The following is a 15,583-nucleotide window of genomic DNA, read 5'->3' on the forward strand; positions in this document are numbered from 1 at the left end:
CGACAATGATTGCAACATATGGGCACGGTACTGAAAATGACTTCGTCCTCATTTTTGATCCAAAGGATGAAAATTCGATAACAACTGCCCAAACAGCGGCGATTTGCAACCGCGAAACTGGAGTAGGTGCTGACGGGTTGATCCGCATTATTAAGCGTGATGAAAAATGGTTTATGGACTATCGCAACGCAGACGGCTCATTGGCTGAAATGTGCGGTAATGGCATTCGTGTAATGGCTAGGTATCTAGTTGAAAGAGGACATCAACCCGAAGGTATTTTTGCTATTAATACTCGGGATGGAATTAAGCATCTTCGTGTGCCGCTAACAGATGACATCTCAGTCAATATGGGTCAAGTAACTGATGAAGATGAAGCAATTACAGCAGCAACTAACGGGCACATATGGAATGGTTACAACATCAGCGTTGGCAATCCTCATGCCGTTGTATTCGTTGATGATATGGCGGACATTGGAGCGCTAGATGTTGCTCCTATTGTGCGCCCACGCGATTCATACCCTGAAGGTGTGAACGTGGAATTTGTGAAGATTCTTGAAGGCAACACAATTGCAATGCGAGTATTTGAACGTGGATCTGGTGAAACTCGTTCATGTGGTACTGGTACATGCGCTGTGGCTCTTGCAGCAACTGTGCATACAAAAGCGAAGCTTCCGGCAACATGGATTATTACGCCACCAGGTGGACGGCTAGAAGTTTCAATCGATGGACATTCCAATGCGACGCTCACTGGGCCTGCGCTTTTGATTCGTGATGTGGATATCTCGGGGTTTTTGGTTGAGTAAGGATTTCGATGACGAGTTCGAGTCATTGCTGCGTGAAAGCGCCCGAGTTGCTGCTGAATATGATGCTAGCGACGAAGATGAACATAGCGACCAATCTCAAGAATTAGCGGAGCGTCATGCGCTGCGCCGTGTCAAAGGCTTTTCAACTGAGCTTCAAGATATTTCTGAAGCTGAATATCGCCAACTACAACTTGAACGAGTTGTGTTAGTTGGTGTGTGGACCGAAGGAACAATTAAAGATGCTGAAAACTCACTAGCAGAGCTCAAAGCTTTAGCAGAGACGGCTGGTTCAGAAGTATTAGAGGGTTTAATTCAAAGACGAGATAAACCGGATCCTGCAACCTATATCGGTTCAGGAAAGGTTATAGAGCTAAAACAAGTTGTTATGTCTACGGGTGCTGACACAGTTGTTTGTGATGGAGAACTTTCTCCTTCACAACTTCGACAATTAGAAGATAAGTTGAAGGTTAAGGTTGTAGATCGCACCGCTTTGATTTTGGATATTTTTGCGCAGCACGCAAAGAGTAAAGAGGGTAAGGCTCAGGTTGAACTTGCCCAGATTGCATATCTATTGCCCCGTCTTCGAGGTTGGGGAGATTCGCTGTCTCGACAGGTAGGTGGTCGAGCAGCAGGTGGTGCTGGTATTGGTGGTCGTGGACCAGGTGAAACAAAGATCGAAACTGATAGACGTCGTATCAGAGACAAGATGGCAAAACTTCGTCGTGAAATTGCCGAGATGAAGGTGTCACGAGATACCAAGCGGCAAGAGCGTCGTCGATTTAATATCCCATCAGTTGCGATCGCGGGCTATACCAATGCGGGTAAATCATCATTACTCAATAAGTTAACTAATGCAGGAGTTCTAGTAGAGGACGCACTTTTTGCGACTCTAGATCCGACTGTCCGTAAATCTGAAACAGCCGATGGTCGCGTTTACACATTGAGTGACACAGTTGGCTTTGTTCGCCATCTTCCACATCAATTGATTGATGCCTTCAAGTCAACACTTGAAGAAGTGTCTGAAGCAGATCTCATCGTGCATGTCGTCGATGGATCACACCCTGATCCATTTGAGCAAATTCGAGCAGTCAGATTAGTCATCGATGAAATCGGTGGCAAAGAAATTCCCGAAATTATTGCAATCAATAAGGTAGATGTAGCTGATCCGGCAGTGATTATTGAAATTTTGCGCAAAGAACCCAACAGTTATGCATTTTCAGTGCGAACAGGGTTTGGAGTCGAAGGTTTATTACATGCAATTGAGGCCTCGCTGCCCAGACCTTCAATCGAGATTAATGTTGTAATTCCTTACGATCGAGGAGACTTGGTCCACGCAATTCATGAAAGTGGAGAAATCTTTTCAGAGCAGTACTTGCCTGAAGGAACTTCGATTCACGCTCGCGTTAACGGGGGATTGGCTCAAAGAATCGAGAATTCCCACACAAGTGGGCAATAACACCGACACACCGCCCCATATATCCTCCATAACCCAGTCAAATGCGCCATGATGCGCCCGTTAGCAGTTATTACGATTTATTGAAAGGCGGTGAGAGCAATGGCAACAGATTACGACACACCCAGAAAAACTGATGAGGAACTTCATGAGGAGTCTCTAGAAGAACTCAAGGCCAAGCGTGTTGATGCTCAATCCGGTCAGATCGATGTCGATGAAGCAGAAGCTGCAGAAAGTCTTGAATTACCTGGTGCAGATTTATCAGGAGAAGAGTTAGCGGTTCGAGTTGTCCCAAAGCAAGTTGATGAGTTCACATGCTCACGATGCTTCTTGGTTCACCATGTTACTCAACTTGCTAAGGGTGAAGGCGCTAAAGCTGTTTGTAAAGAGTGCAATTAGTTCTCTAGATTTACTTCTTTAAAGCTTTTATTAATTCAGCTCCTCGATTACTACTAATCAACCAATATGGCGTTGGATCGTTTATGTCTTTGATTTCTACCTGAATTCCTTGTTGTGCCCAAAACCTGATTGCTAGAAATGCTCGGGGATCTGCGTCCCGAGTTCTAACGCGTTTGATGGCTTCATTATCTAAATAGACAGAATCACCGATAAATCCAAGCGCTATATGTGCCTTGCCAACTCTTAGTTCCATTTCATCAACTTCGATTACCAAGGCAGTCGCAGAATAATTCCAGACCAGAGCAGCGGTAAGAACTACAAGTGAGATTAACGCAGCACCGTTTCCAAGGGCAGCCCATAACGAGATTACCAAAGTGAGCATGAAGAAGTAAACAATGGCAAGAAGCCATAGTGGTGCACGTATCACTTCGTGGTAACGCATGGGAGTTACCGTATCGGATATGAAGGCGGTAACCTTGCCATATGGCTCGGATTCCAAGCACAACAGCTCCTGAAGGATCACCTATTCCGGAGCGTCATGAATTAGCTCCCGTAGTAGGTTCAAAAATTCCATCACACTTTGGGCATTGTTTCGGGTGCGGAGAATTACATCCCACTGGCTTGCATCTTGTTGCATATGCTGGTGAAGGCTTAGAAATCACCGCCAAATTTACAGTCAATGAAAATCATCAGGGGGCGCCTGGTCTAGCTCATGGTGGACTCTTGTCTTTGGCTTTTGATGAAGCGCTCGGAAAATTGATGTGGTTGCTGCGCTCACCAGCGGTGACAGGCCGTTTAGAAACTGATTTCATTAAGCCAGTTCCTGTGGGGAGTACATTGCATATCACTGCAGAAATTACAGGACAGGTAAATCGTAAGGTTTATACATCAGCTATTGGTCGTTTAAATTCTGCAGATGGCGAAATCGCTGTGCGAGCAGCAGCGCTTTATATAACTGTCCCTATGGATCACTTCATGAATAACGCGCCTAAAGAGTATTTAGAGCAAATGGCAAAGACACCTGAATTAATGGCATTTGTTGATCCAACTTTCGAGATTAACCCATAACTATGGCGAATGTGCAGGTTTTAATAACACGTTTAGATCCTTCGGTACCGCTTCCGGTATATGCCAAGGGTGGAGATGCTGGGGCAGATATTGTTACTCGAGTTGATGTGACCTTGCAGCCAGGGGAGCGTGCATTGGTTCCTACGGGTATCGCAATTGCATTACCTGATGGTTATGTGGCATTAGTTCACCCGCGATCAGGGTTAGCAATTAAACATGGCGTAACAATGGTCAATGCTCCAGGAACTGTAGATGCTGGATATCGCGGTGAATTGCAATGCATCATGATTAACCACGACCCTAAAGAAGCAATTACATTCCACAAAGGTGATCGAATTGCGCAGTTGGTAATTCAAAGAGTAGAACGTGCAGAGTTTATTGAGGTTAAAGATTTGCCTGGTTCTGGCCGTGGCACAGGTGGCTTTGGATCTACGGACAAATTATGAGTCAACACAATGATGATCGCGACAAGGTTATTGGGGCGCTAGGTGGCACCAAAGGTTTAATTGATTCAGGTCTACCTGCGATCGTATTTTTGGTTGCTTTCAATGTAACCGATGATTTAAGGACAGCAATCTGGGGAGCTCTAGGACTCTCACTTGTACTTTCCATTTATCGACTAGCTCGTAAAGACACCATCCAACATTCAATTTCTGGTGTGATCGGTGTCTTGATTTGTGCATATTTTGCTAATCGCAGTGGTAATGCAACTGATTTTTATATTCCAAAGCTTCTGACAAACCTTGGGTATGGAAGCGTGTATTTGATCGCCAATCTTGTTGGATGGCCGATTTTAGGCGTTGTTCTTGGCCCTCTACTTGGCGAGAACCTGACCTGGCGGAAAAATCCTGCTCGCAAAAAAATGTATTTAAAAGCTAGTTGGATTTGGGTTGCAATGTTCTTCTCTCGCATCGTGGTCCAATATCCTCTATACAAGAGTGGAAATGTAAACTTGTTAGGAACAGTTAACTTAGCAATGGGATATCCGTTATTCTTTGCAGCTGGCTACGGAACTTGGTTAGTCATTAAATCTGAACCGCCGGTCGAACGCCCTAGCGTTTAGGAAATAAAGCACGCTTTAATCTGAGCCTCAGCATCGGCTGAAGCAATAAAGAGCAATTCATCTCCTGCTGCAAACACATCGTGAGCCTGTGCAGTAATCACTCTGCCATCTCGAACGATGGCTGCAATTGCAGCATTTTCTGGAAGTTCAATCTCTTCCACAGTTTTTCCAATACATGCTGATCCATCTGGAAGGGTCAGCTCCACAAGGTTTGCTTGGCCTTTTCTAAATGAGAATAGGCGGACAACATCGCCAACACTGACAGCCTCTTCAACGAGGGCAGAAATAATGCGCGGTGTGGAAACAGCAACATCTACACCCCATGAAGAATCAAAGAGCCATTCATTTTTTGGGTGATTAATTCTGGCTATAACTCGGGGTACTCCATATTCAGTCTTGCCAAGTAGTGATGTAACAAGGTTTGCTTTGTCATCACCGGTTGCTGCCACTAATACTTGGCAGTTATTTAGATGCGCGTTATCTAAGGATGTAATTTCACATGCATCTGCCATAAGCCATTCAGCATCTGGGACGCTTTCTAATTTCAAAGCTTTTGGATCTTTGTCGATCAAGAGAACTTGATGACCATTATCTAAAAGCTCGCGAGCAATAGCTCGTCCAACATTTCCGGCGCCTGCTATTGCAATTCTCATTGACGTTCACCTTCTGGGCTACTTGCAAGGATTTCCTCGGTTCGGGCTACATCTGTTTCTGAGACCATCACGTGGATCAGATCACCTTGCTGTAAGACAGTGTGTTCATCGGGAATTAAGCCTTTACCTAGGCGTGTAATGAATGCAACGCGCGCAGGTGTCAGAGCGTCAATCAAAAGGATGGGGCGGCCGTTCCATGAGCTATGTGGATGCACTTCGCACAGTTGGATTACGCCTGTTGCATCGCGCCACTCAGATCTAGAACCTTCTGGCGCAAGACGTCTAAGAATTTGATCAGTCGTCCACAAAACGGTTGCAACAGTTGGAATACCTAAGCGCTGATAAATTTCTGCGCGTCCTGGATCATAAATACGTGCAACAACATTTTGAATACCGTACATTTCGCGGGCCACCCGTGCTGCGAGAATATTTGAGTTGTCACCATTACTCACAGCGGCGAAAGCGTTTGCATCTTGAATACCTGCCTCAAGAAGAACTTCGCGATCAAAGCCAACACCTGTGACTGTGCGTCCCTTGAAATTTGGACCTAGTCGGCGAAATGCTTCACGAGCCTGGTCGATGACTGCGACTGTATGACCGGCTGCTTCGAGTTCGGTAGCGAGTGAGGAACCAACTCGACCGCAACCCATGATGACTACGTGCACAGGAGGTAACTTACACCCATAGGCTTACATCCATGGCATCAAACAAGAGTTCGGCCCTAAAAACTGGAGATCTCATACAGGTCACCATCGAAAAAGTGGCGCATGGAGGACACTTTATTGCGCGTCATGACGGGGCGGTGATCTTTGTTCGACATGCGATTCCGGGTGAAAAGTGCACTATTCAAATCACAAGTACTGGATCATCCTTTAATCGCGCAGATGTGGTTTCAGTTGAAGCGCCATCTGAGTTCCGTGTTCAAGCTCCTTGCTCATTTGCCCATAGGAATGGTTGCGGAGGGTGCGATTTCCAGCACATTTCAGCAGAACATCAGCGGACATTAAAATCAGATGTAATTGCTGAGCAATTTTCACGTATTGCAAAAATGGAGATGCGAATAGATGTTGAAGAAGTTGGTGAAAGTACCCATTGGCGAACACGCGCAATCGCCACTACTGACCAAAATGGAAAATTGGGATTTTATAAGTCCAGATCACACTCAATAGCACCGGTGACTGATTGCATCATTTGTGTTGAGGGTATGAACTTTTCCGAAATTGCCAGTCGAGACTTGAAAGGTGATGTCCGAGTTGAAATTAGTACATCAAACACGAGGGAACGCTCTATCGCTTTAGCGCCCACACGAGGTGAGGAAAAAGCACGATTAACTGAAGGCCCTTCGGTGCTTCATGAGAATGTATTGGGTAGATCATTAGAAGTGAGTCAAGAGTCATTTTGGCAGAGTCACAAAAAAGCACCAGAGGTGTTGACCCAAGTGGTACTTGATTTTGCACAATTAAAGACTGGTGAACACGTTTTAGATCTCTATGGGGGCGTTGGATTATTTGCTGCTGCGATCTTAGATGCTGTTGGTCCAACAGGACATGTTGATTTAATTGAAGGCAGCAAGGTTGCTACAGCAGATGCTGCCCGTAATTTTGCTTCATCTTCGAATATAACTATTGCAACTGGTGATGTCGCACAGTTATTGCCAAGAATCACGGCAGCAGATGTAGTTGTTTTAGATCCGCCTCGAGATGGAGCAGGCAAGGAAACTGTTGCTCACATAGCGAGATTGGCACCTCGTGCAATTGTGTATGTGGCATGCGACCCGGCCGCGTTGGCCAGAGATACCGCCTATCTTGCAGATCACAGTTATTCACTGGTAAAAGTGCGTGCTTTTGATCTCTTTCCAATGACACATCACATCGAATGTGTTGCCCTGTATACGCGCGCTGAGGTATCTTCAGCACTCTAAAGGCTTCTACGAAGGGCAAATAATGAGTAAAAACTCTTTCAACGCACAAAAGAATCTAGATGTTGCGGGCAAGAGTTTCGAGATTTTTGATATCTCTACAATTGAAGGTGCTTCAAACCTTCCCTACAGCCTTAAAGTCCTGCTAGAAAACTTACTTCGGACCGAAGATGGTGCCAACATCACCGCTGACCACATCAAGGTACTCGCCTCGTGGGATCCAGCTGTAGAGCCAGATACTGAAATTCAATTTACTCCTGCACGTGTTCTTATGCAGGACTTCACCGGAGTTCCTTGTGTTGTTGATCTTGCGACAATGCGCGAAGCAATTGTCGAACTAGGGGGAGATGCTTCAAAGGTAAACCCTCTGGCACCAGCCGAGCTCGTCATCGATCACTCTGTTATTGCAGATCGGTTCGGAAGCAAGGATTCACTTGAGCAGAATATGAACATTGAATATGAGCGGAACCAAGAGCGTTATCGCTTTTTGCGTTGGGGGCAGACCGCCTTTGATGAGTTCAAGGTAGTTCCACCCGGAACAGGAATTGTTCATCAGGTAAATATTGAATACTTGGCACGTATTGTTATGACTCGCACCGTTAACGGGACTTTTCGCGCATACCCTGACACTGTTGTGGGTACAGATTCACACACAACCATGGTTAACGGATTAGGTGTCCTTGGCTGGGGTGTTGGAGGAATCGAGGCAGAAGCAGCGTTGCTAGGTCAGCCAGTTTCAATGTTGATTCCGCGCGTGGTTGGTTTCAAGCTGACTGGTGCTTTGCCACTGGGCACAACAGCAACTGATATGGCTTTAACTATCACTGAAATTTTGCGAAAAGTTGGCGTTGTTGGAAAGTTTGTGGAGTTCTTTGGCCCAGGAGTTACAACAGTTCCTATGGCTAACCGAACCACAATTGGAAACATGAGTCCTGAATATGGTTCAACATGTGCAATATTCCCAATTGATGAAGAAACACTTCGTTACCTGCGCCTTACAGGCCGCAGTGATGATCAGGTCGCATTAGTTGAGCAGTATGCAAAGAAGCAGGGAATGTGGCATGACCCTTCAGTTGAACCACGTTTTTCTCAGGTTGTAGAGCTCGATCTTGCAACTATTGTTCCTTCAATTTCAGGACCAAAGCGTCCGCAGGATCGCATTTCTCTGAGTGATTCTAAGAGCGCGTTTGAAAAGGTCGTTCCAACATATTTCAGTGACAAGACCGCAAAGGGTGAAGTAACCGCCGGATCAACTCGCGTTAAAAATGGCGATGTTGTCATTGCATCTATTACTTCATGTACTAACACATCAAATCCATCTGTAATGATCGGTGCTGCACTGCTTGCTAAGAAAGCTGTTGAAAAGGGACTTAAATCTAAGCCTTGGGTCAAGACAACTCTTGCTCCAGGATCAAAGGTAGTGACTGATTATTACGATCGTGCAGATTTAACTCGATACATGGACGAACTTGGATTCCATCTGGTCGGTTATGGATGTGTCACATGTATCGGTAACTCTGGCCCACTTCCGATTGATATTAGCAAGGCGATCAATGAATCTGATTTAGCAGTGACGGCAGTTTTGTCAGGTAACAGAAACTTTGAAGGGCGAATCAGCCCAGATGTGAAAATGAACTACCTCGCGTCCCCTCCGCTAGTAGTTGCTTATGCAATTGCCGGCACAATGGATCATGATTTTGAAACTGATTCATTGGGTAAGGACACAGCAGGAAACGATGTTTTCCTAAAGGATATCTGGCCAACCCCACAAGAAATCCAAACCGTTATTGACTCTTCAATCACATCAGAGATGTTTAAAAAGGATTACGCAACTGTCTTTGAAGGCGATCACCGCTGGAAGTCACTAGCAACCCCAACAGGAAAAGTTTTTGAGTGGGATGCCAAATCAACATATGTTCGTAAGCCTCCTTACTTTGAAGGAATGCCTAAAGAGCCAACGCCTGTAAAAGATATATCTGGTGCTCGTGTGTTGGCAGTTCTGGGTGATTCAGTAACAACAGATCACATTTCTCCTGCTGGAAATATCAAGGCTGATTCACCTGCAGGAAAGTACCTCGCAGAGCATGGAATTGATCGCGCAGACTTCAATTCATATGGCTCACGTCGAGGTAACCACGAGATCATGATTCGTGGAACATTTGCCAACATTCGCTTAAAGAACTTACTTCTAGATGGTGTTGAGGGTGGATTTACTCGCAACTTCTTATCTGGCGGAGAACAAACAACAATTTATGATGCATCTGTTGCATACCAAGCTGCTGGCACACCTCTCGTAATCCTTGCTGGAAAAGAGTATGGATCAGGATCTTCACGCGACTGGGCTGCAAAGGGCACAGCGTTATTAGGTGTTCGCGCAGTTATCGCCGAGAGCTTTGAACGTATTCACCGCTCCAACTTGATCGGTATGGGTGTCTTGCCATTGCAGTTTAAGGATGGCGAAACTGCTGCATCATTAGGACTCAATGGAACTGAAACTTTTGCAATCACTGGAATCACTGCACTCAACAGTGGGGGAGTTCCAAAGGAGCTAACTGTGACTGCAGGGTCAATTACATTTACTGCAAAGGTTCGCATTGACACACCAGGTGAAGCTGATTACTACCGCCACGGTGGGATCATGCAGTATGTATTGCGCTCACTTCTCTAATAACTACATTAGTTATTAAGCAGGAAGTGAAGCAACACCCTTTTCATGGAAGCGCTTGCCTGTTACTGATTCGCTAATTCCTTCGCGATCCAGGTACGGCAAAATTCCTCCAAGATGCATCGGCCATCCAGCACCCATCAACATGCACAGATCAATCTCTGCTGGTGTTGAAACAACGCCCTCATCAAGCATTGCGCGGGCTTCTTCAGCTAACGCCTTCAAAGCACGCGTACAAACCTGCTCTGCTGTCGATGGGGTTGTTCCCTTTTCAACAAGAGCCATTGCTGCAGGATTAGCACCGACTGATCCATCATCATTTTTGATGTAGAAGTGTCGAACTCCTTCTTTAACCATACGTTGCATAGTCGGAGAGATTCGGTAGCGAGGACCAAGGTTATTGTGCAGAGTCTCTGACACGTGCAAAGCCACACCTGGACCAACAAGATCAAGTAATTGGAATGGAGACATCGGGAAACCGATTTCCATCATCGCTGAATCTGCAACAACAGTCGATGTTCCTTCATCGACCGCATCTGTTACCTCACCCATAAAGCGCGTGAGCAAACGGTTAACAACAAAACCTGGAGCGTCTTTACAGATAATCATTGTCTTTTTGAGCTCTTTGCCAACTGCAATTGCAGTCGCTGTAGTTGCATCATCTGTCGTTGATGTACGTGCAACTTCAAGTAGTGGCATAACTGCAACTGGATTGAAGAAGTGGAAGCCAACGACGCGCTCAGGATTCTTCAAACCTTCAGTCATACGTTCTACCGATAGGGAAGAGGTATTAGTAGCCAAGACACATTCAGGAGAAACGATTGTCTCTAACTTCTTAAACAGATCCTGCTTTAGTGAAAGTTCTTCGAAAATTGCCTCAATAATGAAGTCGCAGCCTGCAAAAACTGATTGATCAGCCGATCCTGAAACTAGTGATGAGAGACGACCAGCAGCTTCAGCGCTCATGCGCTTTTTTTCAACTAGCTTCGCTAATTCATTTTTAACCCAAGCAACACCTTTATCTGCGCGCTCTTGATCAATATCTGTCATAACTACTGGACACTTCAGGTTACGAACCATAAGTAGTGCCAATTGAGATGCCATGAGTCCTGCACCAACAACACCGACCTTTGTCACCTTGCGCGCCAATGCTGGCTTTGGAGCACCTTCAACCTTTTTGCGTTTCTTTTGAATCAAGTTAAATGCATATAAGGAAGAACGAAGCGGATCAGACATAGTCAGATCCCCAAGTGCCTGATCTTCTGCATCAAAACCTTGACCTAATGTATTGCTCTTAGCTGCAGCGATAAGTTCAAGTGCTCGCATGGGTGCGGCAATAGTTGCTCCACCATACTTTTTTAAGGCTGCTGCTTTTCCAGCAGCCAACGCTGTATCCCACGCAGCATCATTGCTGTAGTCAACACGATCAATTTTTGTAGTGCCGTTAAGCACGCCAACTGCAAAACCAATAGAACGCTCCAGGAAATCTGCTGGATCAAAGACCACATCAACCACACCAAGTTTCAAAGCATCTTTGGCTTTCAACATTGTGTTGTTGTTAAGTGCATTAAGCAAAATGACTTGTACTGCACGTTCTGGACCAATTAACTTAGGCAAAATAGTGGCTCCGCCCCAACCCGGAATCAACCCTAGAAATACTTCAGGCAGTCCGGTGAGTGCTGTTGATGAAAGGGTGCGGTAGTGGCTATGCAAGCCAACTTCTAATCCGCCGCCAAGTGCCAATCCGTTAATAAATGAAAAGACCGGAATCTTTGATTCACCTAAACGGCGAAAAACATCATGTCCAAGCTTTCCGAAGGCCAAAGATTGGCTTCGCTCTGTTAGAAATGAAATTCCTGAAAGATCAGCACCGGCAGCAAAAATAAATGGTTTTCCAGTGATCGCAATTGCGGAAGGTTTACGACCAATCGCATCTGTAATCGCATCATTTAACGCATTCAGAGAAAGTGCCCCAAAAGTATTTGGACGATTGTGGTCGTGTCCGTTATCTAAAGTAATAAGGGCCATTGTTCCTTTGCCACCAAAAGCAGACAGATCAATATCTCGAACAAGTGCGTTGGTAACAACCTCTTCAGGTGCTCCAGCTGGAAGTGTCATTTCTGCACTCATAATTACTTAGCTCCCTTAAAGTTAGGGTTTTCCCAAATGACAGTGCCACCCATTCCGAGTCCGATGCACATAGTTGTGATGCCATATCGAACTTCTGGTTGTGCTTCAAAGGTGCGAGCTAGGTTAAGAATTAAGCGAACACCAGATGATGCCAATGGATGGCCAACTGCAATGGCCCCACCGTATGGGTTTACGCGAGGATCATCATCTGCAATTCCAAAGTGATCTAAGAACGCAATAACCTGGACTGCAAAAGCCTCATTAACTTCAAATGCGCCAATGTCCTCGATCTTTAACCCTGCTTGCTTAAGCGCTTTAAGAGTTGAAGGAACTGGCCCGTAACCCATGATCTCTGGTTCAACACCGGCAAATGCATAGGTAACCATTTTCGCCTTGATTGTTAATCCAAGTTCTAAAGCTTTTTCTTCACTCGCAAGTATTGCTGCGGTTGCGCCATCATTTAGACCAGATGAGTTTCCTGGTGTTACTCGACCTGCTGGACGAAATGGTGTCTTTAATCCTGCAAGACCTTCCATGGTTGTTTGTGGGCGTGGTGCTTCATCAACGGTTGCAACGGTCCAACCAAGTTCTGCGCTGCGCGCAGCGGTTGGAATTAAATCTCTTTGGATCTTTCCATCTGCATAAGCCTTGGCAGTTTTTAGCTGCGAGTTCATTGCATAGCGATCGGCACGCTCTTTTGTTAATTGAGGGAAGCGATCATGCAATCTTTCTGCAGTTGAGCCCATCGCGAGTGCATCTTGTTCAACAATTCGCTCCGCTAAGTACCGTGGATTTGGATCCATGAGTTCTCCCATTGGATGGTTACCCATGTGCTCCACACCGCCAGCAATTGCAATTTCATTTGTTCCCATAGCAATCGCACCGGCAATAGTTGTTACAGCAGTTAATGCACCTGCGCACCAACGATCAATTGAATATCCGGGAACTGTGTTTGGTAATCCTGATAGAAGTGCGGCGCTGCGGCCAATGTTCATTCCCTGATCACCAGTTTGAGTTGCAGCTGCGATAGCAACATCTTCAATTGATGCTGGATTAACCTTTGGATTGCGCTCTAATAATCCACGTATTGCGCGAACCATCAGATCATCTGCACGAGTACCGGCATACATGCCTCCGGCCTTTCCAAAAGGAGTACGGACGGCATCAACAAGGACAACTGTGCGGGACATGGAACTTCCTTTACCTAGGGCGTGGCCCAAATGTTACTCGTCAGTAAGGGTTTAGGACAGTAGCGAATTAAGCGCTAACCGATGTCTTCACACGTGGCTTAGACAGGTACGGAACCAGTACTGAGCCCAAATACAGGACATAGACAGCCAATTGGAGCCATGAGGTAGTTGTATCAAAGCCGATGGTGCCAGACAGAGATGCTCCCATAATCGAATCCTTAGCGATAAATGAGGTCACATCCCATGCAAAGGCATCTGGACCTGGAAGGAATCCGAGCTCTTGGAATTCATGCACTCCATAGGACAAGACGCCAGCTGCAACGATAATCAAAGCCACACCTGAGTAGGTGAAGAACTTTGAAAGGTTCAATCTGATCGCACTCTTGTAGATCAAATATCCAAGAGTGATTGAGACAGCAAATCCTAAAATCAAACCGACTGTAGAGCTAGTTACATCTTCAACTGTTTGGAAGTTTGAGTAAACAAATAATGATGTTTCAAGACCTTCTCGAATAACAGCGAAAAACGCTGCCCCAGCAAGGGCTAGAGGCCCTGCACTTACTGCGCTATCTACTTTGCCTTGTAGATCATTGCGAAGATTGCGAGCAGTGCGCTTCATCCAGAAAACCATCCACGTTACTAACGCAACGGCAATAAAAGATGTGACACCAGCAAAAAGCTCTTCTCCACGATCGCTCAGTGACACAGATGTGTACGTTAGAAAGGCGCCCAGTCCGAAACTCGCGACGACCGCGGTAACTACACCAGTCCACAAGGGCTTTAAGTAACCCTTGCGATTGGTCTTAACGATGTAGGCGACAAGAATTCCAACGATGAGACAGGCTTCGAGGCCTTCTCGTAGAGCAATAATGAATGTACTGAGCATGGTTCAAAATCTAAGGTAAAAAGGGTAATTACGCAACTCTTATGTTGCGTAATTCAGGCCTCCTCAGGCGTGGTTTCCGTCACTTCAGCCGCTGGCACCTCTGGAACGGGAACTGGTTCCTTTTCCAGCAGGGCGGCAGCAAGTGCTGGAGCCACGAGGGCTATCTGCCATTGACGGGCACCTAACTCAGTTAATGCGTGTTCGACAGCGGTGATGGAGAGAGTTTCTGTTGCACCATTTGGAGGTTTCCAACACACTCTTCGAACATGCTCGGGGGTAATTAAATTTTCTACCGGAATTTCATTCTCTTGGGCAATGAGTTCAATTGCAGCACGCGCATGAGAAAGGGGTGCGAACTTTTCTGGAAATTTATCCCGCCACAATTTTATCGGAGGCAAGGTATCTGCATTTGTTCGCATTGCTGGCCATTGCTCATCTGGCAGCGCAACAGCCGTTGAGACACTTGAAAGCCACAGCGGCAAATTTTCTAACCATCTGGCCCTTAGCCCAAGAGGACGCAGAGCCTTTTCAAATTCTTTCTTGGTAACAGATGCCGCCATGGCAAGTTCAACAATTGCAGTGTCATTGAGCAGCTTTCCAGGAGCGATATCTTGTTCAGAGGCAACACGATCGCGGGCGACCCATAACTCTTTAATGATTGCGAGCTGATCACGACGCTTGATCTTATGCATGCCTGAAGTGCGCCTCCACGGATCAACGCGCGGGGGAGCAGGTGGTGCTGTAAGAATAGATGCAAACTCTTCTAGTGCCCATGACAATTTATTCGACTTCTCTAAAATCTCATACATAATGTCTCTGAGCTCTACAAGCAGCTCTACATCCAATGCAGCATAAGTCAGCCACTCTTGTGGCAAAGGACGAGCAGACCAATCTGCGGCGCTATGTTCTTTTGCTAAAGAAACTCCCATAAGAGTTTCAAGTAGTAGACCTAAACCAACACGTGGCAAACCAGCGATTCTGCCTGCTAATTCAGTGTCAAAGAGTCGATTTGGATTAATGCCTAATTCGCGTAGGCAGGGTAAGTCTTGGGTGCTTGCATGCAAGATGACTTCATGAGTGTTTAACAAAGTATTGAGTTCTGCAAAAAGGTCATGACCAGGGCCAAAAGGAATTGGATCAATAAGGTGTAAACCACCATTGTTTCTCTTAATCTGGATTAGGTATGCACGTGCGCTATATCTAAACCCTGAAGCACGTTCAGCATCAACTGCAAATGGTCCGTGACCTTGTGCCAATTGCCCGAGCGCATCTTTGAATCTGGATTCGGTATCGATTACCGGTGGCGTTCCCTCGGCAGGGCGCAGTAAAGGTACTACAACGATTTCTTCGCTCAT

Annotated in this window: 15 protein-coding genes; 8 read left to right on the forward strand and 7 right to left on the reverse strand. The window is 46.0% G+C overall.

The window, feature by feature from the left end:
• Window positions 1-5 precede the first annotated feature (5 nt).
• The 3 genes from dapF (at window position 6) to AC9UEY_RS00900 (ending at window position 2,655) form a co-directional block, all read left to right on the forward strand.
• A complete protein-coding gene (dapF, locus tag AC9UEY_RS00890; RefSeq protein WP_509536470.1) occupies window positions 6-803 on the forward strand; it encodes a diaminopimelate epimerase in 798 nt (265 codons plus the stop codon).
• Entirely contained in the window at window positions 796-2,259 is a 1,464-nt protein-coding gene (gene hflX, locus AC9UEY_RS00895) for a GTPase HflX (RefSeq protein ID WP_509536472.1), read from the forward strand. The genes dapF and hflX overlap by 8 nt, the downstream gene beginning before the upstream one ends.
• 99 nt (window positions 2,260-2,358) lie before the next feature.
• Window positions 2,359-2,655 carry a DUF4193 domain-containing protein gene (locus AC9UEY_RS00900; protein WP_509536474.1) on the forward strand — a complete coding sequence of 99 codons (297 nt, stop codon included), beginning with the start codon at window positions 2,359-2,361 and terminating at the stop codon, window positions 2,653-2,655.
• Window positions 2,656-2,665: 10 nt separating this feature from the next.
• On the opposite strand, the gene AC9UEY_RS00905 is transcribed toward AC9UEY_RS00900, so the two are convergent.
• Window positions 2,666-3,097, reverse strand: a complete 432-nt coding sequence (locus AC9UEY_RS00905) for a DUF3093 domain-containing protein (RefSeq protein WP_509536476.1) — start codon at window positions 3,095-3,097, stop codon at window positions 2,666-2,668.
• Between the two features lie 41 nt (window positions 3,098-3,138).
• On the opposite strand from AC9UEY_RS00905, the gene AC9UEY_RS00910 reads away from it, so the two are divergent.
• From AC9UEY_RS00910 to AC9UEY_RS00920, 3 genes are read left to right on the forward strand one after another with little or no spacing between them, the layout of a single operon-like run.
• On the forward strand, window positions 3,139-3,723 hold the full coding sequence (locus tag AC9UEY_RS00910) for a PaaI family thioesterase (protein ID WP_509536478.1): 585 nt from the start codon (window positions 3,139-3,141) through the stop codon (window positions 3,721-3,723).
• Between the two features lie 2 nt (window positions 3,724-3,725).
• The gene (gene dut, locus AC9UEY_RS00915; protein ID WP_509536480.1) at window positions 3,726-4,169 is read left to right on the forward strand and encodes a dUTP diphosphatase; all 444 of its coding nucleotides are present in this window, start codon (window positions 3,726-3,728) and stop codon (window positions 4,167-4,169) included.
• Window positions 4,166-4,786, forward strand: coding sequence for a DUF3159 domain-containing protein (locus AC9UEY_RS00920; RefSeq protein WP_509536482.1), 621 nt, complete (start codon window positions 4,166-4,168; stop codon window positions 4,784-4,786). The genes dut and AC9UEY_RS00920 overlap by 4 nt, the downstream gene beginning before the upstream one ends.
• Here AC9UEY_RS00920 and AC9UEY_RS00925 read toward each other — a convergent pair.
• Both AC9UEY_RS00925 and AC9UEY_RS00930 read right to left on the reverse strand, forming a co-directional pair.
• Window positions 4,783-5,439 (reverse strand): potassium channel family protein, encoded by a 657-nt coding sequence (locus tag AC9UEY_RS00925; RefSeq protein ID WP_509536484.1) that lies wholly within the window; start codon window positions 5,437-5,439, stop codon window positions 4,783-4,785. The two genes, AC9UEY_RS00920 and AC9UEY_RS00925, sit on opposite strands and share 4 nt — an antisense overlap.
• Entirely contained in the window at window positions 5,436-6,104 is a 669-nt protein-coding gene (locus AC9UEY_RS00930) for a potassium channel family protein (protein WP_509536486.1), read from the reverse strand. The genes AC9UEY_RS00925 and AC9UEY_RS00930 overlap by 4 nt, the downstream gene beginning before the upstream one ends.
• A gap of 32 nt (window positions 6,105-6,136) precedes the next feature.
• Between AC9UEY_RS00930 and AC9UEY_RS00935 the strand changes: the two genes are divergently transcribed.
• Both AC9UEY_RS00935 and acnA read left to right on the forward strand, forming a co-directional pair.
• A complete protein-coding gene (locus AC9UEY_RS00935; protein ID WP_509536488.1) occupies window positions 6,137-7,360 on the forward strand; it encodes a class I SAM-dependent RNA methyltransferase in 1,224 nt (407 codons plus the stop codon).
• Between the two features lie 22 nt (window positions 7,361-7,382).
• Entirely contained in the window at window positions 7,383-10,025 is a 2,643-nt protein-coding gene (gene acnA, locus AC9UEY_RS00940; protein WP_509536490.1) for an aconitate hydratase AcnA, read from the forward strand.
• Window positions 10,026-10,040: 15 nt separating this feature from the next.
• Here the strand turns inward: acnA and AC9UEY_RS00945 are convergent, their stop codons facing one another.
• The 4 genes from AC9UEY_RS00945 to AC9UEY_RS00960 form a co-directional block, all read right to left on the reverse strand.
• The gene (locus AC9UEY_RS00945; RefSeq protein ID WP_509536492.1) at window positions 10,041-12,152 is read right to left on the reverse strand and encodes a 3-hydroxyacyl-CoA dehydrogenase NAD-binding domain-containing protein; all 2,112 of its coding nucleotides are present in this window, start codon (window positions 12,150-12,152) and stop codon (window positions 10,041-10,043) included.
• A gap of 2 nt (window positions 12,153-12,154) precedes the next feature.
• On the reverse strand, window positions 12,155-13,342 hold the full coding sequence (locus tag AC9UEY_RS00950; protein ID WP_509536494.1) for a thiolase family protein: 1,188 nt from the start codon (window positions 13,340-13,342) through the stop codon (window positions 12,155-12,157).
• 67 nt (window positions 13,343-13,409) lie between these two features.
• Window positions 13,410-14,228: an iron uptake transporter permease EfeU gene (gene efeU, locus AC9UEY_RS00955; RefSeq protein ID WP_509536495.1), complete on the reverse strand. Its 819-nt coding sequence runs from the start codon at window positions 14,226-14,228 to the stop codon at window positions 13,410-13,412.
• Window positions 14,229-14,281: 53 nt separating this feature from the next.
• Window positions 14,282-15,583, reverse strand: coding sequence for an HRDC domain-containing protein (locus tag AC9UEY_RS00960; RefSeq protein WP_509536497.1), 1,302 nt, complete (start codon window positions 15,581-15,583; stop codon window positions 14,282-14,284).

The sequence above is a fragment of the Candidatus Planktophila sp. genome, assembly GCF_040402275.1.
In the GTDB taxonomy this organism is placed as follows: Bacteria; Actinomycetota; Actinomycetes; order Nanopelagicales; family Nanopelagicaceae; genus Planktophila.